Origin of the sequence: Micromonospora sp. CMU55-4 (assembly GCF_011602315.1) — a bacterium.
Classification (GTDB): Bacteria; Actinomycetota; Actinomycetes; order Mycobacteriales; family Micromonosporaceae; genus Micromonospora; species Micromonospora chalcea.
Window position 1 is genome coordinate 640,995 of record NZ_JAAOLH010000001.1, and the last position, 20,145, is coordinate 661,139.

Sequence of the window (20,145 nt, forward strand, 5' to 3'; positions counted from 1 at the left end):
GTCATGCGCGCCCGGGAGCACGTCGGTAACGTCAGCCGCACAGCGGGGCGTAGCGCGGCCCCCCGGGCGGCGAGGAGGTGCACCGGTGGGCGACCCGGCCGTCGTGGTGGGCGTGGACATCGGCACCACCAGTTCCAAGGCGGTCGCGTTCGACACCTCCGGCCGGCAACTGGCGAGCCACTCGATCGGTTACCCGCTGGAGGAGCCGAACCCCGGCTGGGCCGAGCAGGACCCGGACCTCATCTACGAAGCGGTGCTCGGCGTCATCCGCGCGGTCGTCGACGAGCTGGCCGCGCCGATCGCCGGCCTGTCGTTCAGCACCGCCATGCACAGCCTGATCGGGCTGGACGCCGACGGCACCCCGCTGACCCCGTCGATCACCTGGGCCGATTCCCGGGCCAGCGCGCAGGCCGAGCGGCTGCGGGCGGTGCCGTCCGGGCTCGCGCTGCACCGCCGCACCGGCACCCCGGTGCACCCGATGGCGCCGCTGCCCAAGCTGGTCTGGTTCGCCGAGCAGGAGCCGAAACTGCACGAGCGGGTCGCGCACTGGGTCAGCATCAAGGATCTGGTGCTGCGGCGGCTCGCCGACGCGCTCGTCACCGACCACTCGGTCGCCTCCGCCAGCGGGCTGATGGACATCCACCGGCTGGCCTGGGACACCGAGGCGCTACGCCTGGCCGGCATCACCGAGGAGCAGCTCCCCCAGCTCGTACCCACCACGCACGTGCTGCCCGGGCTCACCGCCGAGGCGGCGCGGGCCACCGGCCTGCCGGCGGACACCCCGCTGGTGGTGGGAGCCGGCGACGGGCCGCTGGCCAACCTCGGCCTCGGCGCGGTACGCCCCGGCGTGGTGGCCTGCTCGATCGGCACCAGCGGCGCGATGCGGGTGATGGTGGAACGCCCCGGCGTGGACCCGCTCGGCGGCGTGTTCTGCTACGCCCTCACCGAGGACCGCTGGGTGGTCGGCGGCGCCATCAACAATGGCGGGATCGTCCTCCAGTGGGCGAACGACGCGCTCGCCCCGGAGCTGGGCGAGCACGCCGAGGAGGAACTGCTCGACCTGGCCGCCCAGGCACCGGTCGGCTCCGGCGGGCTGATCATGCTGCCGTACCTGCTCAGCGAACGGGCACCACACTGGAGCGCGCTGCCGCGCGGCGCGTACGTCGGGCTGACCCACGGCCACGGCCGGGCGCACCTGGTCCGGGCCGCGCTGGAGGGCGTCTGCCAGCAACTCGCGCTGGTCCTCGCCTCGGTCCGGGCGGCCGGCAACGAGGTACGCGAGGTCCGCGCCAGCGGCGGCTTCGCCCGCAGCCCGCTGTGGCGGCAGATCCTCGCCGACGCGCTCGGCATGCCGGTGCGGTTCCCCGCCGGGCACGAGGGGTCCGGCTTCGGCGCGGCGCTGCTCGGCATGCAGGCGCTCGGCCTCATCGAATCGATCGAGGTCGCCGCCGACCTGGTCCGGATCGAAGAGACGGTCCGCCCGGATCCCGCCTCCGCCGCGACGTACGCGGCGCTGCTCCCGCTCTTCTCCGAGCTGTACGACGCACTGGTACCCACTTTCGCCTCACTGCGACGGATGGCGCCGAGCCTGCCGCCGGAACCCCCACCCACCGCACCACCCCGCTGACCGACCGAAGGGCGTGATAGCCGTGGTCACACTGCTCGCCGCACCAGCGGAACCGCTCACGAACGCCGGTGACACCCAGCTCGTCCTCGCCGCCCTGCTCGGCATCGCCGCTGTCGTGCTGCTCATCGCGTGGGGCAAGGTGCACCCGTTCCTCGCGCTGATCCTCGGCGCCGCGGTGCTCGGCGTGGTCGCCGCCGTACCCGTCGACAAGATCGTCACGTCGTTCAGCGGCGGCGTCGGCTCCACGGTCGGCGGGGTGGGCCTGCTGATCGCGCTCGGCGCGATGATCGGCGGCCTGCTGGCCGAGTCCGGCGGCGCGGACGGCATCGTGGAACGGGTGGTCGGCCGGGTCTCCGGGACCGCGCTGCCCTGGGCAATGGCCGGCGTGGCCGCGCTCATCGGCCTGCCGCTGTTCTTCGAGGTCGGCGTGGTGCTGCTGGTGCCGATCGTGCTGCTCGTCTCGCTGCGGGTGAACGTGCCGCTGATCAAGATCGGCATTCCCGCGCTGGCCGGCCTGTCGGTGCTGCACGGCCTGGTGCCGCCGCACCCGGGCCCGCTGGTGGCCATCGACGCGCTCGGCGCGAACCTCGGTCAGACGCTCGCCCTGGGCCTGCTGGTGGCGATCCCCACGGTGATCATCGCCGGGCCGGTCTTCGGTAACTTCATCGCCCGGTACGTGCCGGCCACCGCCCCGGCCGAGCTGCTGCCGACCCGGCGCGACGCCGACGACCGCAGCCCGACCCGGCCCGGTGACGGACGGCTCGACGCCGACGGCGACCTGGTCACCGAGGACGACCTGGTCAACCCGGGCACCGGGCGGCCCGGCGGCGCGATCGACGAGCCGGCCGGCCGGCGTTCGCGCCGCGCCCCGGCGCTGTGGGCGGCGGTGGTCACCGTGCTGCTGCCGGTGGTGCTGATGCTGCTGCGGGCGATCGGCGAGCTGACGCTCGGCGAGGACACCACCGGCCGCAAGGCGCTGGACATCGTCGGCACCCCGATCATCGCCCTGCTCGCCGGCGTCATCTTCGCCATGATCTTCCTGGGCTACCGGTCCGGCTTCAGCCGTACCCAGGTCTCCGGTTTCCTCGGCGGCTCGCTGCCGCCGATCGCCGGCATCCTGCTGATCGTCGCCGCCGGTGGCGGCTTCAAGCAGGTGCTCGTCGACGCCGGCGTGGGCGACCTGGTCGCGAACGCCGCCGACGGCGCGAACCTCTCCCCGCTGCTGCTCGGCTGGCTGGTAGCTGTCGGCATCCGGGTCGCCACCGGCTCGGCCACCGTCGCCACCATCACCGCCGCCGGCATCGTCGCGCCGCTGGCCGACACGCTCGCCGCCCCCGAGGTGGCGCTGCTGGCGCTGGCCATCGGCTGCGGGTCGCTGTTCTTCTCCCACGTCAACGACGCCGGCTTCTGGCTGGTCAAGGAGTACTTCGGGTTGACCGTCGGGCAGACCATCAAGAGCTGGTCGGTGATGGAGACCATCATCTCGGTGGTCGGTTTCCTCGGCGTCCTGCTGCTCGACGTCTTCATCTAGAGGCGGTCAGGGAGCCTCGACGCCGGAGATGCGGAACTTGTGCACCTCGGCGCCGAGGATCTCCGTCACCTGCTCGGCCTCCGGGCCGGAGCCCCGGAACGCCAGCAACTGCTCGTCGGACTCCCACCGCTCGTAGACGTTGATCCGGCCCGGCTCGACCAGGTCCGCGCTGACCGCGAAGTCGACGCAGCCGGGCGCGTCCCGGGCCGCGCGGACGGCAGCCTCGCAGGACGCCAGGTAGGCGTCCCGCCGGGCCGGATCGACGTAGAGGGTGCCGGCGACGATGAGCATGCCGGCCATCCTGCCACCCGCTCCCGGTCAGGACCGGGTGATCGCGTTGGCGTGGATCGCCTCGTTCAGGTACGCGGCCATCCCCGGCCGCAGCGCCTCGAAGTACGCGGTGAACCGCGGGTCCGCCACGTACATGTCGGCCAGACCGGTGTGGATCTCGTACGAGCAGTCGTACCACCACTTCGTGATGAGCTGCCGGTGCTCCTCGGCCAGCGCCATCGCCTCCGGGCCGTCAGCCGGCGCGCCCGAGTCCATCAGCGCGGCGAACCGCCGCCCCCACTCCTCGTTCTCCGCCTTGTTGCGCAGCCAGTCCTCCTTCGAGTAGCGGCCCGCGCGCTCCTGCGACTGCCGGTACGCCTCGGTGCCGCCCCAGCGCTGCCCCGCCTCCTCGGCGTGCTCGTCCGGGTCGAAGTCCCCGAACACCTCGAACCGCTCCTCCGGCGTCAACTGGATCCCCAACGTCCTCGCCTCCATCGCGTGTTCGATCGCCGCGACCATCTCCTGGAGCTTCCCGATCCGCCCGGACAGCAGCTCGTGCTGCCGGCGCAGGTGCGCCACCGGGTCGGCGTCCGGATCGTCCAGGATCTCGGCGATCTCCTCCAGCGGGAACCCCAGCTCCCGGTAGTAGCGGATGAGCTGCAACCGGTCCAGGTCCGCCTCGTCGTAGCGGCGGTAGCCCGCCGACGTGCGCCCGCTGGGCCGCAGCAGCCCGATCTCGTCGTAGTGGTGCAGCGTCCGGACCGTCACCCGGGCCGCCCGCGCCACCTGCCCCACCGTGTACGGCATGGTTCCCTCCCTTCCGCGACCAAGGCTGCCGCCTTCCGCTGCGTGAGGGTCAAGCCGGAAAACACGACGACGCCCCCGACCAGGATCGGCCGGGGGCGTCGTCGGTGCGGTCAGTTGGTGACCTTCTCCTTCTCCGGGGCGGCGAAGGTCGCGGTCGGCGGGGTGCGGAAGGCGTGCACCAGGCCGGCGGCGGAGAGCAGCAGGAGCAGGCCCGCGCCGAGGTACACGGCCAGGGCGCCCTGCTCGGCCTTGCGGCCGAACTCGCTGAAGCCGTACGAGGTGAGCAGCAGGCCGCGCAGCGTCTCACCCTTGAACACGGTCTCCCGCTGGGCGGTCACCTCGGCGAGCTGCTTCTGCAGGTCGGCCAGGTTCGCGGCGTTGCTCTGCTCGGCCTGGGCCACCTGCTCACGAAGCGCGCTCTGCGGCTCGCCCAGGTCGGCGTAGGTCTTGCCGCCGGCCATGTTCTTCAGGTGCAGGCCGATGTACTCGTTGGCGTAGCACTCCGCCTGCTTGCCGGTGGTCATCTTCTGGCCGGCGTACTCGCGCAGGCAGTCCGACTTCTTCTCCTCGTCGGAGAGCTTGTCCGCCGGGGTGAAGGTGATGTTCTGCTCGCCGAGCTGGCTGCGTACGTAGTCGTTGGCGAAGTTGGCGTTCGTCGTCAGGACGACGCCGACGACGAGCAGCAGGACCGCCAGGCCCAGCCCACCGATGCTGAACAGCAGGTCGAGAGTCCGTCGCTTCATATCAAGCTCCCGTGTGGAGGGTGTGTTCGTCTTGTTGACGAGAACCATCATGGCGGTGCCGGACCGCCCGTGAGCAGGGTCGAACCCCCTGTCCCGTCCGGGACCTTCGGCCCCCGTGGACCCGGGCCGGTCAGCGGTCCGCGCCCGCCCCGGACAACGCGGGAAGCAGGTCGGTCAGGGCGGCCGGGCGGCCGTACCGCCAGCCCTGGCCCTGCCGGCAGCCGATCGCGGTGACCGCCGCGTGCTGCGCGACCGTCTCCACACCCTCGGCCACCACGGCCAGGTCGAACGCGCCGGCCAGCCGGTTCACCATCTCGACTGTGGCGTACGCGCGGCTGTCCCCGGCGTCCAGCCGGGACACGAACGACCTGTCGATCTTCAGCTCGGTGGCCGGGATGCGGTGCAGATAGCTCAGCGACGAGTAGCCGGTGCCGAAGTCGTCGATGGCGATGCGGATGCCGAGGTCACGCAGCTGGGACAGCCGGTCCAGCACCGCCTCGCTGCCCTCGATCAGCGCGGACTCGGTGAGTTCCAGGGTGAGCGCGCGGGGCGGCAGGCCGGCCGCGGCGACCGCGCCGGTGACGGTGGCGATCAGGTCGGGCCGGCACAGGTGGGCGGCGGCGATGTTGACCGCGACCGTCACCTCCGGCGCGTGCGCGCGCCAGGTCGCCGCGGCCCGGCACGCCTCGTGGATGACCCACCTGTCGATCGCCACGATCAGCCCGGTCTCCTCCGCCAGCGGCAGGAACCGGGCCGGGGTGAGCACGCCGAGGCGGGGATGCCGCCAGCGCACCAGCGCCTCGGCGCTGCGTACCGCGCCGGTGTCGAGGTCGACGATCGGCTGGAACTCCATCAGCAACTGCCCCTCGTCCACCGCCCGGCGCAGGTCGGCGATCAGCTCGGCGCGGCTGACCGCCGACTCGCGCAGTTGCGGCGTGCACGTGCGGTACGCGGCCTTGCCGGCCGCCTTCGCCGCGTACATGGCGATGTCGGCGTCGCGGAGCAGGTCGGTGTGCGAGGCGTGCTGCGGCCCGTACTCGGCGATGCCGATGCTCGCCGACGGGTGCACTCCCAGGTCCTCCTCGCCGGGCAGCGGCTCCAGCGCGGCCAGCAGCCGGATCGCGAGCCGCTCGGGCGGCACCGCGCGGTCCCCGGCGACCAGCACCGCGAACTCGTCGCCGCCCAGCCGCGCGATCATCCCGTCCGGGCCGACCGCGTCCCGCATGCGCTCCGCCGTGGCGGTGAGCAGCCGGTCCCCGGCGGCGTGCCCGAACCTGTCGTTCACCTGCTTGAAGCCGTCCAGGTCGAGCAGCACCACGGCGACCGGCCCGCCGGTGCGCAACGCCCGCCGCAGCCGCCGGACGAACGTCAGCCGGTTCGGCAGGCCGGTGAGCTGGTCGGAGTACGCGAGCCGGCGCAGCCGGCCGACCAGCCGCAGGTTCTCGTTCGCGGCCAGCCCCTGACGCAGCGCCAGTACGCCGAGCAGGGCCATCATGCCGACGAAGACCACGTGCGGGGTCTGCCCGCTGGGCCGCCGCGACAGCATGACCGCGACGATCGCGCCGCCCACCGGCAGGTACGGCAGCGCCACCCGCCACCACGGCGGCAGCGGTGACTCGACCACGTCGTCGTCGCCGTCCTCGTCGACCGGCGGCGGATAGCGGGTGGCCAGGCCGACCAGCAGGTAGCTCAGCGGCCAGCAGATGTCGACCGGGTGACCGGGCGTGTAGTTGCCGTGCGCGACCAGGGAGACGTAGACGGCGTCCGCGCCGGCCCGGATCGCCAGGCCCGCCCCGATCACGGTGAGCGCCCGCCACATCGGCCGGCCCGGACCGGCGACCGCCACCAGGATGGTGAGCTGCATCAGGTCGAACATCGGGTAGAGCAGGCCGAACGTACGCATCGGATCGGCCAGGCCGGCCTCGGTGATCTCCTGGAACACCACCACCCAGCCGATCGGGAGGAGGGCCAGCCCGACGATGACCCCGTCGAGCAGGGTGCGGGCCCGGCCGATCAGGCTGCGCGGGCCGGCGCGGAAACTGAGCAGGGCGGCGGTGCCGGTGACGATGCCGCCGGCGAACAGTCCGGCGACCAGCGGCGTGTGCGGCAGCCCGAGCCCGCCGAGACGTTCGACCGTCCACACCGTACGGCCGAGCGCGGCGAGGACCATGGTGACCGCGAGCAGCTCCCAGAACCGGCGTAGCGCGACCGGGTGGCGCCGCGCCGCGCCGACGCAGAGCACCGCCGCGAGGCTCGACACCGCCACCGCGCCGAGGTCGCTGACCAGCGCCGCGCCGGGCAGCCGGGCGACCAGCCAGGCCGTCTCCCCGAGTACGACGACGGCGGCCGCGACAAGTCCGACACGGCCGGCGAGCGGATGACGGGCCGGCGCAGCGGCGGCGAGGCTCACGTCGAGCTGGGGTACAACGATGCGCTCCGGCTCTCTTCCAGACGTGCACCCTCGACGCCGAGGGCAGGACGACGGACGGCGCAAGCCTAGTCAGCGCCGGGGGCCGCCGCCAGAGTCGACGGCTGTCGGTCAGCGGACCGTGACGGTCAGGACCAGTCCTCCGCCGGGGCCGGGTCCGGCGTTGCGGCGGCCGTGCCGGGCGGGCCGCCGTGCGTCCACGGCGTCTCCTCCGGCGCGGGGAACGCGCCACCCGGCAGGAAACCGTCGGAGAGGCTGGTCAGGCAGATCCGCTCGCCCACCTCAGGGACGCTGCCGGGCGGCGCGGTCAGCCCCCGGCCCATCCCGCCGGACAGTTCCAGCACCACCTCGGTCTTGCCGTCCGCGCCGGGCGTCACGAACACCACAGTCGCCTTCTGCGCCGGGCGCTGCGGCGAGTACAGCCTCGCGCCCACCGGCATCGGCACCGGCTCGGTGGTGACCACCTGGATGCGCGGGCGCAGCACCGGCCGTTTGCCGGAGTCGTCCACCCGCGCCGGGTCGGCGAGCGTCACCTCGCCGACGAACGCCTCACCGGACAGCCGGTGCTCGGCCATCACCAGCGGATCGTCGTAGGCGCGCTGCACCGCCCACGCGGTCGACGCCCGTTCCAGCCGCTGCAACCGCAGCGCCGCCGCCACCGCGCCGTCGCGCCGCGGCTGCGGGCCGCCCCCGGCGTCGACGTGCTCGGCGTGCGCGGTGAACGCGTCCCGGTCACCGGCCCACCGGCCGGCCACCCGAGCACCGGCCGGCAGCGTCCGCAGCAGGCCGACGCCGCGCCACATCAGCTCCCAGGTGGGCGCGAGCTGGTCGCGCAGCAGGCCGGCGAGCTCGTCGTACGCGGCCGCGCGGGCCGCCGGGTCGTCCCCGGCCCGGGTGTACGCCTCGATCGCCGGGGCGAGCCGGCGGTTGTCGAAGTCCGGGTCGGTGGCCGGCCCGGCCGGCGGGCAGTGTGCCGGGTCCTCGGCGCGGGCCGCCGCCTCGGCCCCGGTCAGCCCGGCCGGCGGGTCCAGCCAGCCCAGCACCGCCGGCAGATGCAGGTCCTCCACCACGCTCTGCCCGGTCGCCCAGTGCAACGTCAGCGCCTCGGTCAACGCCAGCAGCGCCGACGAGCCGGGCTGCTCGGCACGCTCGGCGAAGAACGTCAGCCAGCGACCCAGCAGCGGCACCGACTGGTGCACCGGATAGTCGCCGTCGGTACGGCGGAACCGGGTCGAGCGCCCGAACAGCCGCAGGAACGTGATCCCGGCCGGGTTCGGCACCAGCAGTTGCGGCGCGTCGACGTACCGGTGGCGGACGTCGCGGCCCCGGTCCACCGGCACCGCCTCGGTCAGGTCACGGAACTCGTCCAGGTACGGCAGCACGATCGCGGCCAGCTCGGCGGCGAACGCGAACCGCTGGTCCCGGTTGCGCGGCTGCGGCACCACCAGCAGCCGGGCGTCGTCGGGCGCGGCGCCGACCATCGCGGCGAGCGGGGCGTTCGCCTCACCGGCGAGCGCGAGCGGCACCAGCACCAACGGCCGCTCCGACAGGTGCAGGTGCCGGACGGTGGCCACCGGCTGGGCCCGCCCGGAGGCGACCGCCTGCGCCCGGGCGAGCGCGCGCAGCGTACTCATGCGGTCTGCCCGGCGAGGGCGTCGGCGCGCAGGCGCGCGGCGGCCCGCAGCAGCGCGGCGGCCTCCGCCTGCCCCGGCTCGGGCGCGGCCGAACCCTCGGCGAGCGCCAGCACGTCGGCCACCTCCTCGACGCCGCCCAGCGCCTCGCGGACCGGCCGGCCCAGCGCGCCGGTCTGCCCGCGCGCCTCGTGCCGGCAGAAGTACGCCAGCTCGCACGCGGCCAGGCAATCAGGCGCGTAGCGGGCCGGCACCTCGTGCAGCGCGGCGGCGAGCGTGGCCGGATCGGCCGCCGGGTCGACCGTGAACCCGGCCGGTACGGCGGCGAGCAGGCCCTCGACCCGGGCCATCCGGGCCAGCTGGCGGCGCAGCACCAGCAGCTGGCGGCGCACGTCGAGCAGACTGGCCACCGGCTGGTTGGCGAAGTCGCGCGGGCAGACCAGCACCACCTCGTGCGACACCAGCTCCGGGTCGTGTCCCTCGGCGGCGAGCAGCTCGCGCAACGCCAGCACGTAGACGGCGGACTGGATCGCGGCGGCGGCGACCTTGCCCGGGTCGGCCTGCCCGTCGATCACCGGGAACGACTTGATCTCCACGACGTGGAACCGGCCCGCCAGCCGGGCGGCGACCAGATCCGGTTCCAGGTGCACCCGGGTACCCGCCACGTCCAGGCCGAGCAGCGGGTGGTCGAACAGCGCCGGGCCGTCGCCGCTCGCGGTGAGCGCCGCCCGGGACCGTTCCGGCCGGTCGTCGTCGGCGCCGAGGTCGGTCCAGGTCGCGCCCTCCGGGACGGGTACGCCGAGCCGCTCCGCGACCAGGCGCAGCAGTTCCTTCCCGCCGTCGGCCTTCACATGCGCCTCGAATGCGTTGCCGCGGGTGATCGCGAAGCGGGACTGACCGAAGCGGGCCGGGAAGCCGAGTCGCTCGGCCAGCGCCGGCTTGTCCGCGCCCGCGCTGTCCAGCACGGCGCGGCGGGTGCAGCCGGGGTTGCCGGTCAGCGCGGCGATGGTACGGGCGTTGTGCCGCCGGGGCGGCCCACCACCCCTGATCCGTGCCAGCCGATCTTCCACCCGATGAAGTGTAAGGAAGGGCCCCCTGTTAACGCCTCCGGTAGAGGAAGGGCCCCTTATTAACACGGTGCGTCAGCGGTCGGCGGAACGGTTCCAGGGCGAGCGGGGCGACTGCGCGCCCGCGACCCGGCGACGCCGGCGGTGGTGCCGGCGCCCGGGCGTGCAGGGTGGACGGGCGGCGGTGTGCACCGGCGGGGCGGCCGGAGCGGCCGGCTGCCGGCCGATCAGCCAGTAGAGGAAGCGGGTCACGGTCAGCCGACCGGGAGGCGCTCGGCCTCGGCGCGGGAGATGTCGTACTCGGCGCCGCAGAACGTGCACTGCTGCGCGTACCGGGTGCGCAGCGGGATCAGCGGGACGAAGAAAAGGCTGAACTTGGTGACCCGGCGGGTGATCACCTGGGCGGCCTGGTTGCCGCAGTTGCGGCAGACCTCGGTGACGACGCCGGACCGGACGACCTTGGTCCGCAGCCCGAAGATGAAGAACATCGCCCGGCATTACCCACCCGGGCGCCGTGTTAAAAGGGGCCCCCTCCTCTACCGGAGGCGTTAAGAGGGGGCCCTTCCTTACAGCCAGATCGGCTGCCAGTTGGGCACCTCGTGGAAGCGCCGCAGCTCGACCCACCCGGCCACGTTCCCGCTCCACGCCGCGTACGGCGGGTTGCCCTCGTCGAAGCCGGACTGCACGAACGTCAGCTTCGTCTTGCCGTCGGACTCCGCCAGTTCCCAGGACGTCACGCCGACGGGCCCCCAGTCGATGGACAGCGCCCGCCCCGGCGTCACGTCGAACACCTTTGCGGCCTCACCGGCGTCGAGGCCGCCCATCGCGTACCGGCCGCCCTCCCAGGGCTCCACTCCGATCGGGTAGCCGAACCAGGCGGTGACCTGCTCCGAGTCGGTGAGCGACGTCCACACCTTGTCCATCGGGGCGTCGATGACCACCTCGCCGCTCAGGTCGGCGGAGGTGAAGTCGGTACGCGGCAGCAGCGGCCGGCCGTCCAGGTGGTCGTTGAGGTGGGCGATCGCCAGGTACCAGTACGTCTGGAGCACGCCCCGGATGCTGCTGCCGCTCATCGCCTCCGCGTAGTCGAAGTGGCTCTGCCGCAGCGTGAGTATCGTGCCGTCGCCGTCGGGCTCCAGTTCGAACTCGGTGGTGGTCTCCACCCCGTCGAGCGTCCACGCGAAGCGCAGTGTCCGGTCGTCGACGTGCAGCAGCCGCTGGTGTGGCGCGTCGCCCTCGGGTGTGTAGCGGCCCCAGAACTCGTACCGCCGGGGCAGCTCGACCTCGGCGTGCTCGGCCAGCCAGACGCGCAGCTCGGCGGGGTCGGTCAGGGCTTGGCGGACGGTCGCCACGGGTGCGGCGAGGCGGGCGCGGATGGTCATCGGCTCACTCATGCTTGTCGCCTTTCGGGTAGCAGGCCACGGCGAGTTTGAAGGCGTCGCCCTCGGCGCCGCCGTAGCGCGTGAACAGGTCCTGCAGCGTCGTCTGCAGGTCGTGCAGGAACTCCTGCCGTCGCTCGGCGGGCACCCGGATCTCGCCGGAGACGCCGATGGACGGCAGTTCGGGGGCGGCGCGGTCGAGCGCGGCGATGTCGGCCTGGACCTCTTCCATGAGGTCGAGCAGGTAGCCCAGGCTCAGCTCGTCGCGGGCGCGGCGGGCGCCGCCGATGCGGCCGACCAGGCGGGGCGAGAGCCAGTACGAGCGGGCGGCGGCCTGGTAGATGCCCTCGGTGATGCCGCGCACCTGGCGCTGCGCCACCTGCTCGGCCAGCCCGGCCGCGACGAGCTGCTTGACGTGGTAGTAGACGCGCTGCGGCGTCTGCTCCAGCCGGGCCGCGACCTCGGTGCAGGTGCGGGGTTCGGCCAGTTGCCGCAGCACCTCGATGCGCTGCGGCTTGAGCAGGGCTTCGGCCTGCTCGCGCTGTTCCAGGTACAGGACGTCTCTCATGGCAAAATCAGTTTGTACGTACAAAACTTCTTTGTCAATGACTTCGACGAGAGGCCGCGCGGTCCGCGCGGCCTCTCGTCGGTACGACCGGTCAGGGCGTCCAGTCCGGACGCAGCGGGTACCCGTTCACCCCTTCCGGGCCGTTGTGCGTGGCGAGCACGTGGTGCAGCTGGATGCCGTTGCGCTCGAACGCCAGCCGGGAGCCGGCCATGTAGAGGCCCCACACCTTGGCGGTGCCCGGCCCGACCTCGCCGACGCAGAAGTCCCAGTGCTCGACCAGGTTGCGGCACCAGCCGGCGAGCGTCAGCGCGTAGTGCTGGCGCAGGTTCTCCTCGTGGTGCACCTCGAACCCGGCGTCGTGGATCTCGCTGATCAGCCGGCCCGGACCGGCCAGCTCGCCGTCCGGGAAGACGTACCTGTCGATGAACGCGCCGGAGCGGTGCGGCGCCCGGTTGTCGGCCCGGGTGATGCAGTGGTTGAGCAGCCGCCCGCCGGGCTTGAGCCGGGAGCGCAGCGCGCCGAAGTAGGCCGGGTAGTTGCGCACGCCGATGTGCTCGGTCAGCCCGATCGAGGAGATCGCGTCGAACTGCTCGTGCGGCGCGTCCCGGTAGTCCAGGTGGCGCACCTCCGCCAGCTCGCTCAGCCCCTCCCGCTCGATCGCCGCCCGCGCCCACTCGGCCTGAGCCTTCGACAGCGTCACACCGAGCGCCTTGACGCCGTACTCGCGGGCCGCGTGCCGGACCATGCCGCCCCAGCCGCAGCCGACGTCCAGCAGCCGCATCCCCGGCTTGAGCGCCAGCTTGCCGGCGACCAGGTCGTACTTGGCCCGCTGCGCCTCTTCGAGGGTGTCGCCGGGGCTGCGGAAGACCGCGCAGGTGTACGTCATGGACGGCCCGAGCACCTTCTCGTAGAAGGCGTTCGACACGTCGTAGTGGTGCGAGATCGCGCTGCTGTCCCGGGTACGCGAGTGACGCAGCCCGGTCATCAGCCGCCGCCAGCGCGGGGCCGCTTCCTGCGGCGGGGGCGGCGGCGGACGCAGCCGTTCCCAGCCCAGCCCGCGGACCAGCGCGAGCGCCTCGCTCATCGCCGGGATCCGCAGCGGCACCTCGTCCTTGATGACCCGCAGCGCCTCGTACGGGTCGCCCGGGTGCACGCCCTCCAGCCCGAGGTCGCCGCTGACGTAGGCCCGGGCCATGCCCAGGTCGCCGGGCGCGGTGAGCAGGTAGGACAGGCCGCGCTCGGTGTGGATCGCCAGGGTGATGCCGGCGTCGGCCGGGCCCACCGCGCTGCCGTCGTAGCCGGTCACCCGGACGGGCAGGTCGCCGGTGGTGACCGCGCGGACCACGTCCGCGACTGTGGGTCCGGTACGCCGGCCGCCCGCCGGCGGGCCGGCCGGGGCGCTCGCCGCCCCCGGTGTTCGGTCGGTCAGACTCATGCTCGGGATACCGCCTTCTCGTACAGTCCGGTGAGTCGGTGGTCCGGGTCGTAGCGGTCCTTCACGGCGCGCCAGGTCTCCCCGCCGTAGAGCCGGTCGAACTCGCCCCGGTCGTAGTACGCGTCGGAGTAGAGCGACTTGTGACCGCCCACCTCCGACACCATGCGCTCGATCTGGCGGTTGACGTCCCCGTCGGCGGCGCCCGCCGCGATGGGCACGCTTCCCCAGAAGCCGATGTTCACATACGTTTCACCCGGTCGGAGCGGATATAGCGGCCACGCCTTCGCCGACCCGGGGCCGGCGGGCTCGCGCAGCCGCAGCGGGCACAGCCACACCGGCGTCATGCCCACGTTCGCCGCGAACCAGCGCAGGAACTCGGGCGTGCGGTCCAGCGGGACCTCCACGTCCTGCACCACCCGTTCGCGGGCCGGGCGGCCCCGCCACCTGTCGACGCGCGCGGCCACCTGGTGCCGGTGCTCCAGCCGCACGATCCGGTGGTAGACGTCGCTGCGCCGGTAGCGCCGCGGCCACAGCCTCCGCACCACCGGGTGCTGCACCCCGAACGCCGCCGAACACCAGAACCAGTCGGTGTCCCAGCGCCAGAGATAGTCGTACGCGGTGAGCGTGTCCCGGGTGCGCCGGCGCAACGAGCGGTAGTAGATCTCCTGGCCGGTGTAGTCGGACGGACCGTCCTCGGCCTCGTCGGTGAACGTGCCGAGCACGAGGTACGCCTCGCCGGGGCTGAACATCACCCCGTCCATGGCGTCGACCGGCTCGCCGCCCCAGGCGCCCTTGGCCACCACCTCGCCGACCGCGTCGACCAGTTCCTCCAGCCGGGTGAACCGGATGTTGCGCAGCGCCATGTGACGGCGTACCGGTTGCAGCTCGATGCGCAGCCGGGTGGCGTAGCCGAGGCTGCCCAGCGAGTTGGGGAAGGCCCGGTGCAGCTCGGCGTGCTCGCCCCGGGGCCGGGTCGTGACGATCTCTCCCGAGCCGGTGAGCACATCCATCTCCAGCACCGACTCGTGCGGCAGGCCGTTGCGGAAGGAGGTGGACTCGATGCCCAGCCCGGTCACCGCGCCGCCCAGCGTGATCGTGCGCAACTGCGGCACGACAAGCGGCATCAGGCCGTGCGGCAGCGTCGCGTCGACCAGATCCTCGTAGGTGCACATGCCCTGCACGTCGGCGGTGCGGGCCGCCGGGTCGACGGCGAGCACCCCGGTCAGGCCGCTCACGTCCAGACCCGGCGTACGTGGAGCGGAACGCGGCCGGAAGAGGTTCGAGGTCTGCTTGGCCAGCCGTACGGGTTCCCCGGCGGGCACCGCGGCGTAGGAGCGCCGCAGCGTGTCCACCGCCCGTTCATGATCACGGACAGCGTGCATGAGATCACCTTACGCGCGGGTACGACAATTCGGGGGACGTCCACGATGGCCTCGCCGACTCACGGTCGGCGCGCGCGTTACCGTGACCGCCATGGCGAATCCCGCGCTGACCGCTCTCGACCACACCGGCCTGCCGTACCGGGTCATCCGGCACGGCCCGGTGGCGAGCCTCGCCGAGGCGGCCGCGGCGCGCGGCGTCGAGGTGCCGGACGTGGTCAAGACGATCGTGGTCCGCCGCGGCGAGGGCGACCTGCTGTTCGTGCTGACCCCCGGCGGCCGGGTGATCTCCTGGCCGAAGCTGCGCGCCCTGCTCGGTGTCAGCCGGCTGTCGATGCCGGACGCCGAGGCGGCGAAGGCCGCCACCGGGTACGCGCGCGGCACCATCACGCCGTTCGGCTCCACCACCGCCTGGCCGGTGGTCGCCGACGAGCGGCTGCGCGGCCGGGAGATCACGCTCGGCGCGGGCGAGCACGGCCTCGCCGTCGCCGTCGACGCGGACACCGCGCTGGCCGCGCTCGGCGCGACTGTGGCCGACGTGACAGACGAGGAGCCGACGCGCTGAGCGGTGGCCGGTGGAGGGCCGGCGGCATAGCGTGGAGGACATGCCGAAAGCCGTCTGGAACGACCTCGTCGTCGCCGAGAGCGACGACACGGTGCTGGTCGAGGGCAACCACTACTTCCCCCGTACGGCCCTGCGCGAGGACCTGATCCGCCCCTCCGACACCCACACGGTCTGCCCGTGGAAGGGCACCGCCTCCTACTACACGCTCGAACACGGCGGCGTGACCAGCCCGGACGCCGTCTGGTACTACAGCGACCCGAAGCCGGAGGCGGAGATGGTCCGCGACCGGGTGGCGTTCTGGAAGGACGTCCGGGTCGTCGACTGAGTCACCGTGCCGCCGGGGTGACTGGCACCCGGCGGCCCCGGTGGGTCACCATGCTCCCATGGCCGACCCGCACTCCGACCCGTCCGGCACCGTCTACGGGGCCCGCCGCGCCCGTGGCGCCCGTGGTCTCCGGCTGCCGCAGGACCCGCTGATGCGGATCGCGCTGGGCGTCGGCGTGACCGGCGTACTCCTCGGGGCCTTCTTCGCCACCGGCGTGCTCGGCGGTGGCGACGAGCGGCCGGTGGTGCCGGCGGCGGCAGTGCCGACCGCGACGGCGAGCGAGCCGAGCGCGGAACCGTCGGCGGAGCCCACGCCGTCGCCCTCGCCGAGCGCGGCGCCGACCACCCCGGCCGCGCCGGTGGCCACGCCGAAGGTGCTCCGGGGCGTGCCGTCCGGGCGCTGCCTCGGCGTGACCGGCGACGAGGCCGAGGGCGCGCAAGCAGCGCTCGCCGACTGCACCGGCGGGCCCGAGCAGCAGTGGGTGGTCACGCCGGTCACGAACGACACCTACCTGCTGGTCAACGCCGCGAGCAGCAAGTGCCTGGACGTCAACGAGGCGAAGACCGACGACGGCACGGACGTGCAGCAGTGGTCCTGCAACGGGCAGGCCAACCAGCAGTGGCGGTTCCAGCAGGCCGGCGACGGCGTGGCGCTGCTGGTCGCGGTGCACAGCGGCAAGTGCGCGCAGGTCGACGACGCGGGCACCGAGCCCGGCCGTGAGCTGGAGCAGGCGCCGTGCAGCGGCGCTCCGGAGCAGCAGTGGGCGGTCGGCTGACCGGCAGCGCGGGCGTCAACCCCGGTAGCTCCAGGCCCGCCGGCCCGCGACCACCGGGAGCGCGAACGCCGGTTCGTCGGCGGGACGGCGGCGCAGCAGCAGCGACAGCCCGGCCGCGCCGACCGACAGCGCGCCCGCCACGTACCAGGCCATCGCGTAGTCGCCGAGCCGATCCCGGACCAGCCCGGCGCCGGTGGCTGCGAGCGCGGCCCCGAACTGGTGCGCGGCGAACACCCAGCCGAACACCACCGCCCCGGACGCGCCGAACCACTCCCGGCACAGCGCCACAGTGGGCGGCACAGTCGCCACCCAGTCCAGCCCGTAGAAGACGATGAAGACCAGCATGCTCGGCCGGGCCGACCCGGCGAACAGGCTCGGCAGCACCAGCAGCGACGCCCCGCGCAACGCGTAGTAGGCGCCGAGCAGCAGCCGCGCGTCGACCCGGTCGGTGAGCCAGCCGGAGGCGATCGAACCGGCGATGTCGAAGAGCCCGACCAGGGCGAGCAGCCCGGCCGCTGTGGTCTCCGGCATGCCGTGGTCGTGCGCGGCCGGCACGAAGTGCGTACCCACCAGGCCGTTCGTGGTCGCGCCGCAGATCGCGAAACCAGCGGCGAGCAGCCAGAACGGCCGCGTCCGCGCGGCGGCGGCGAGCGCGCCGACCGCCCGGGCCGCCGCGCCGCCCTCCGGCCGGGCCGGCGGCACGACCTCCGTCGCGCCGTAGGCGGGCCGCCCCAGATCCGCCGGGTGCTCGCGCAACAACCACACCACAAGGGGTACGACCGCCAGCGCGGCCCCGGCCACGACGAGTGCCGCCGTGCGCCAGCCGTGGTCGCGCACCAGCACCGCCAGCAGCGGGAGGAAGACCAGCTGCCCGGCCGCCCCACCCGCGGTGAGCACACCCGTCACCAGGCCCCGGCGCTTGACGAACCAGCGCCCGGTCACCGTCGCCACGAACGCCAGGGCCATCGAGCCGGTGCCCAGCCCGACGAGGACGCCCCAGCACAGGATGAGCTGCCAGCTCTCGGTCATCGCCACGGTCAGGCCACTTCCGGCGGCCACCAGCACCAGCGCGCCGGCCACCACCCGGCGGATGCCGAACCGGTCCATCAGCGCGGCGGCGAACGGCGCGGTGAGCCCGTACAGCAGCAGGTTGACCGAGACGGCGGCGGAGATGGTCGCCAGCGGCCAGCCGAACTCGGCGTGCAGCGGGTGCAGCAGCACGCCGGGGGTGGCCCGGAAACCGGCCGCGCCGACGAGCGCGACGAAGGCGACGGCGGCGACGAGCCAGGCCGGGTGCAGGCGGGATCGGTTCACCAGCCGAGTCTCGGACCGGGGTGGCCTCGCCGACGAGTGGCCGGAAAGCCATCGTGCGCAATAATCGGGCCATGTCCGTACCGCACCGGGTCGCAGTCCTCGCCCTCGACGGCGTGGTGGCACTCGACCTCGGCACCCCCGCCCAGGTCTTCGGCGCCGCCCGCACCGACGGCGGCGTCCCCCTGTACCTCGTCGCCACGTGCACCCCCGGCGGGCAGCCGGTACGCAGCAGCGCCGGCTTCCAGGTGCTCCCCGACCACGGCCTGGAACTCCTCGACACCGCCGACACCGTGATCGTCCCCGGCATCCACGCCGGCGCGCCACTGCTCGACGGCACGGTGGCCGCCGAGGTGGCCGACGCGCTGCGCGCCGCGTACACCCGGGGAGCGCGCGTCATGTCCATCTGCACCGGCGCGTTCGTGCTGGCCGCCGCCGGTCTGCTCGACGGCCGCCCGGCCACCACCCACTGGGCGTACGCCCCACGCTTCCGTCGCCTGCACCCCGGCGTACGACTCGACCCCGACGTGCTCTTCGTCGACGACGGGCGCGTGCTCACCTCGGCCGGGGTGGCCGCCGGCATCGACCTGTGCCTGCACGTCGTCCGCACCGACCACGGCAGCGCGGCGGCCAACCGGGCGGCCCGGCGCTGCGTGGTGCCGCCGTGGCGGGACGGCGGGCAGGCCCAGTACATCGAACGGCCGGTGCCCCGGGGCACCGACCACGGCACCGCCGCCACCCGCGAGTGGGCCCGGCAGCGCCTGCACGAGCCGGTGGCGTTGCGCGATATGGCGGCGCACGCGCGGATGAGCGTCCGCACGTTCACCCGGCACTTCCGCTCCGAGACCGGGCTCAGCCCGGCGCAGTGGCTGCTCCAGCAGCGCACCGAGCACGCCCGGGTGCTGCTGGAGACCACTGACCTGAGCGTCGACCGCATCGCCCAGGACGCAGGTTTCGGCACCACAGCCGCGCTCCGCCAGCACTTCCACGCCCGGGTCGGCGTGGCCCCCACCGCCTACCGCCGCACGTTCCGCCACCCTTCCCCCGCGGCGTCCCCCGCGGCGTCCCCGCGTTCCCCACGCCCCGCTCCCGTCGATCTTGGAGTTGTGGCGCCTGGAAGGCCGGACGTGCCGGAGTTGTCCACCGCCACAACTCCATGATCGGCGGCGGGGCGGATCGGCGGCGGGCGGTCCCGCGGTCAGGCGAGGTGGGGCTGGCGGCGCAGGGCGCGGAGCTGGGTCAGGTGCAGCGGCAGGTGCACGCGGATGTGCAGGTCCAGCGCCCTGCCCCAGGGCAGCGACTCGTCCACGTCCAGGTCGAAGCCCTCGCGTAGCACCGTGTCCACAGGTGTCTCCGCCGCCGGGCCGAGCCGTTCGGCCAGCGCGCACAGCTTCTGGCTGGTGGCCCGGAACAGCACCGCCAGGCCGTCCAGCCCGCCGCACTCGGACACCAGCGCGTCCAACTGCGGCCGGTGAATGGTGTCCAGGTCGTAGTAGGCGAACGGCGAACCGGCCAGCACCGCCTCGGTCGCCTCGCTCATCAGCTCGTCGTTGGCGGCGAGGTGCGCGACGATCTGCTCGGCGCTGAGTTGCCCCTCCGGCGGCGGCCCGAACCCGCCCGCGTCGATCTCCGCGAACAGTTCGTCGTACGCCTGCCGCAGTGCCGCGACGTCCACCTCGTCCATGTCCCGCATCCAACCCCCGTCGCTGCCGCGCCCACCCCGGCTACCGCGCCCGGTTCACCCGGACGGGTCCGGACAGGCGTGAAGGCCGGCACCCCGTTGGTTCGGGGTGCCGGCCTTCAGCGTGGTCTTACTTGTTCCAGTGCTTGGCGACGAGGTCGGCGGCCTGCTGCTCCCACTGGGCGTAGTGGTCCGGGTAGGCGGAGACCTGGACGGTCTGGGCGGCCTTGGTCAGCGGCATGTCCTGCCAGCCGTCGACCTGCTTCAGACCCTTCAGGAACGCAGTGGTGGAGTATTCGGGGTCGGTGATCTGCTCGACCGTGCCCCAACCGGAGGACGGGCGCTGCTGGAACAGGCCCTGCGAGTCGTGGTCGTTACGGTCACCCAGGTGACCGAGGTTCTCCAGCTTCGACTCCTGCAACGCGGTAGCGATCGACACGACCGCGGCACGCTCGTCCATGCCGGCCTTCTTCGTCGCGGCAATGATGGCCTTCACGTTCTTGGTCTGCTCGTCATTGAGGTCGATGCGGGACTGGGCGCCCTGCACGCCGTGCGGGATCAGCTTGTCGGACTGCACCGTGGCCGTGACCGGCTTCGCAGCGTGGGTGGTGTCGGCCGCGTGG

At 73.5% G+C, this 20,145-nt stretch carries 21 protein-coding genes; 6 read left to right on the plus strand and 15 right to left on the minus strand.

The features are described from left to right. The first annotated feature begins 85 nt into the window (after positions 1–85). Positions 86–1,627, plus strand: coding sequence for a gluconokinase (locus HA073_RS03020; RefSeq protein WP_166455640.1), 1,542 nt, complete (start codon positions 86–88; stop codon positions 1,625–1,627). A 22-nt stretch (positions 1,628–1,649) separates the two neighbouring features. Then, complete coding sequence (locus tag HA073_RS03025) at positions 1,650–3,158, plus strand: SLC13 family permease (protein WP_043326323.1); 1,509 nt, start codon at positions 1,650–1,652, stop codon at positions 3,156–3,158. A 6-nt stretch (positions 3,159–3,164) separates the two neighbouring features. Here HA073_RS03025 and HA073_RS03030 read toward each other — a convergent pair whose 3' ends face one another. The 12 genes from HA073_RS03030 to HA073_RS03085 all read right to left on the minus strand — a co-directional run bounded on the left by HA073_RS03030 (position 3,165) and on the right by HA073_RS03085 (position 14,868). Next, entirely contained in the window at positions 3,165–3,449 is a 285-nt protein-coding gene (locus HA073_RS03030) for a putative quinol monooxygenase (RefSeq protein WP_013474158.1), read from the minus strand. Positions 3,450–3,476: 27 nt separating this feature from the next. After that, on the minus strand, positions 3,477–4,235 hold the full coding sequence (locus tag HA073_RS03035) for a MerR family transcriptional regulator (protein WP_166455641.1): 759 nt from the start codon (positions 4,233–4,235) through the stop codon (positions 3,477–3,479). Between the two features lie 110 nt (positions 4,236–4,345). Beyond that, entirely contained in the window at positions 4,346–4,978 is a 633-nt protein-coding gene (locus HA073_RS03040) for a hypothetical protein (protein ID WP_043326326.1), read from the minus strand. 130 nt (positions 4,979–5,108) lie between these two features. Further along, entirely contained in the window at positions 5,109–7,388 is a 2,280-nt protein-coding gene (locus HA073_RS03045; protein WP_181373807.1) for a bifunctional diguanylate cyclase/phosphodiesterase, read from the minus strand. A 146-nt stretch (positions 7,389–7,534) separates the two neighbouring features. After that, complete coding sequence (locus tag HA073_RS03050; RefSeq protein ID WP_043326328.1) at positions 7,535–9,040, minus strand: hypothetical protein; 1,506 nt, start codon at positions 9,038–9,040, stop codon at positions 7,535–7,537. After that, positions 9,037–10,107: a hypothetical protein gene (locus tag HA073_RS03055; RefSeq protein WP_166455642.1), complete on the minus strand. Its 1,071-nt coding sequence runs from the start codon at positions 10,105–10,107 to the stop codon at positions 9,037–9,039. Before HA073_RS03055 ends, HA073_RS03050 begins: the two co-directional genes overlap by 4 nt. Before the next feature lie 72 nt (positions 10,108–10,179). Further along, positions 10,180–10,356 carry a hypothetical protein gene (locus tag HA073_RS03060; protein WP_157539057.1) on the minus strand — a complete coding sequence of 59 codons (177 nt, stop codon included), beginning with the start codon at positions 10,354–10,356 and terminating at the stop codon, positions 10,180–10,182. Between the two features lie 2 nt (positions 10,357–10,358). Further along, complete coding sequence (locus HA073_RS03065; protein WP_043326332.1) at positions 10,359–10,592, minus strand: zinc-ribbon domain-containing protein; 234 nt, start codon at positions 10,590–10,592, stop codon at positions 10,359–10,361. Between the two features lie 78 nt (positions 10,593–10,670). Then, positions 10,671–11,498 (minus strand): SRPBCC family protein, encoded by an 828-nt coding sequence (locus HA073_RS03070; protein WP_166455643.1) that lies wholly within the window; start codon positions 11,496–11,498, stop codon positions 10,671–10,673. Further along, positions 11,491–12,051, minus strand: a complete 561-nt coding sequence (locus HA073_RS03075) for a helix-turn-helix domain-containing protein (RefSeq protein ID WP_064446873.1) — start codon at positions 12,049–12,051, stop codon at positions 11,491–11,493. Before HA073_RS03075 ends, HA073_RS03070 begins: the two co-directional genes overlap by 8 nt. 91 nt (positions 12,052–12,142) lie before the next feature. Then, positions 12,143–13,486 carry a class I SAM-dependent methyltransferase gene (locus tag HA073_RS03080; RefSeq protein WP_043326338.1) on the minus strand — a complete coding sequence of 448 codons (1,344 nt, stop codon included), beginning with the start codon at positions 13,484–13,486 and terminating at the stop codon, positions 12,143–12,145. After that, positions 13,483–14,868 (minus strand): FAD-binding oxidoreductase, encoded by a 1,386-nt coding sequence (locus tag HA073_RS03085; RefSeq protein ID WP_064446871.1) that lies wholly within the window; start codon positions 14,866–14,868, stop codon positions 13,483–13,485. Before HA073_RS03085 ends, HA073_RS03080 begins: the two co-directional genes overlap by 4 nt. Before the next feature lie 91 nt (positions 14,869–14,959). On the opposite strand from HA073_RS03085, the gene HA073_RS03090 reads away from it, so the two are divergent. Genes HA073_RS03090 through HA073_RS03100 form a run of 3 tightly spaced genes read left to right on the plus strand, consistent with a single transcriptional unit; the run spans position 14,960 to position 16,530 of the window. Beyond that, positions 14,960–15,430: an aminoacyl-tRNA deacylase gene (locus tag HA073_RS03090; RefSeq protein WP_069087588.1), complete on the plus strand. Its 471-nt coding sequence runs from the start codon at positions 14,960–14,962 to the stop codon at positions 15,428–15,430. 40 nt (positions 15,431–15,470) lie between these two features. Then, positions 15,471–15,755, plus strand: a complete 285-nt coding sequence (locus HA073_RS03095; RefSeq protein ID WP_043330617.1) for a DUF427 domain-containing protein — start codon at positions 15,471–15,473, stop codon at positions 15,753–15,755. Between the two features lie 58 nt (positions 15,756–15,813). Continuing rightward, on the plus strand, positions 15,814–16,530 hold the full coding sequence (locus tag HA073_RS03100) for an RICIN domain-containing protein (protein ID WP_113971947.1): 717 nt from the start codon (positions 15,814–15,816) through the stop codon (positions 16,528–16,530). Between the two features lie 15 nt (positions 16,531–16,545). Here HA073_RS03100 and HA073_RS03105 read toward each other — a convergent pair whose 3' ends face one another. Further along, entirely contained in the window at positions 16,546–17,844 is a 1,299-nt protein-coding gene (locus tag HA073_RS03105; protein ID WP_064446869.1) for an MFS transporter, read from the minus strand. A gap of 71 nt (positions 17,845–17,915) precedes the next feature. On the opposite strand from HA073_RS03105, the gene HA073_RS03110 reads away from it, so the two are divergent. After that, a complete protein-coding gene (locus tag HA073_RS03110) occupies positions 17,916–19,001 on the plus strand; it encodes a GlxA family transcriptional regulator (RefSeq protein ID WP_205795789.1) in 1,086 nt (361 codons plus the stop codon). Positions 19,002–19,039: 38 nt separating this feature from the next. Here HA073_RS03110 and HA073_RS03115 read toward each other — a convergent pair whose 3' ends face one another. Next, complete coding sequence (locus HA073_RS03115; RefSeq protein ID WP_210884592.1) at positions 19,040–19,516, minus strand: hypothetical protein; 477 nt, start codon at positions 19,514–19,516, stop codon at positions 19,040–19,042. Between the two features lie 136 nt (positions 19,517–19,652). Further along, a partial coding sequence (locus tag HA073_RS03120) for a hypothetical protein (protein WP_166455646.1) occupies positions 19,653–20,145 on the minus strand: 493 nt, incomplete at its 5' end.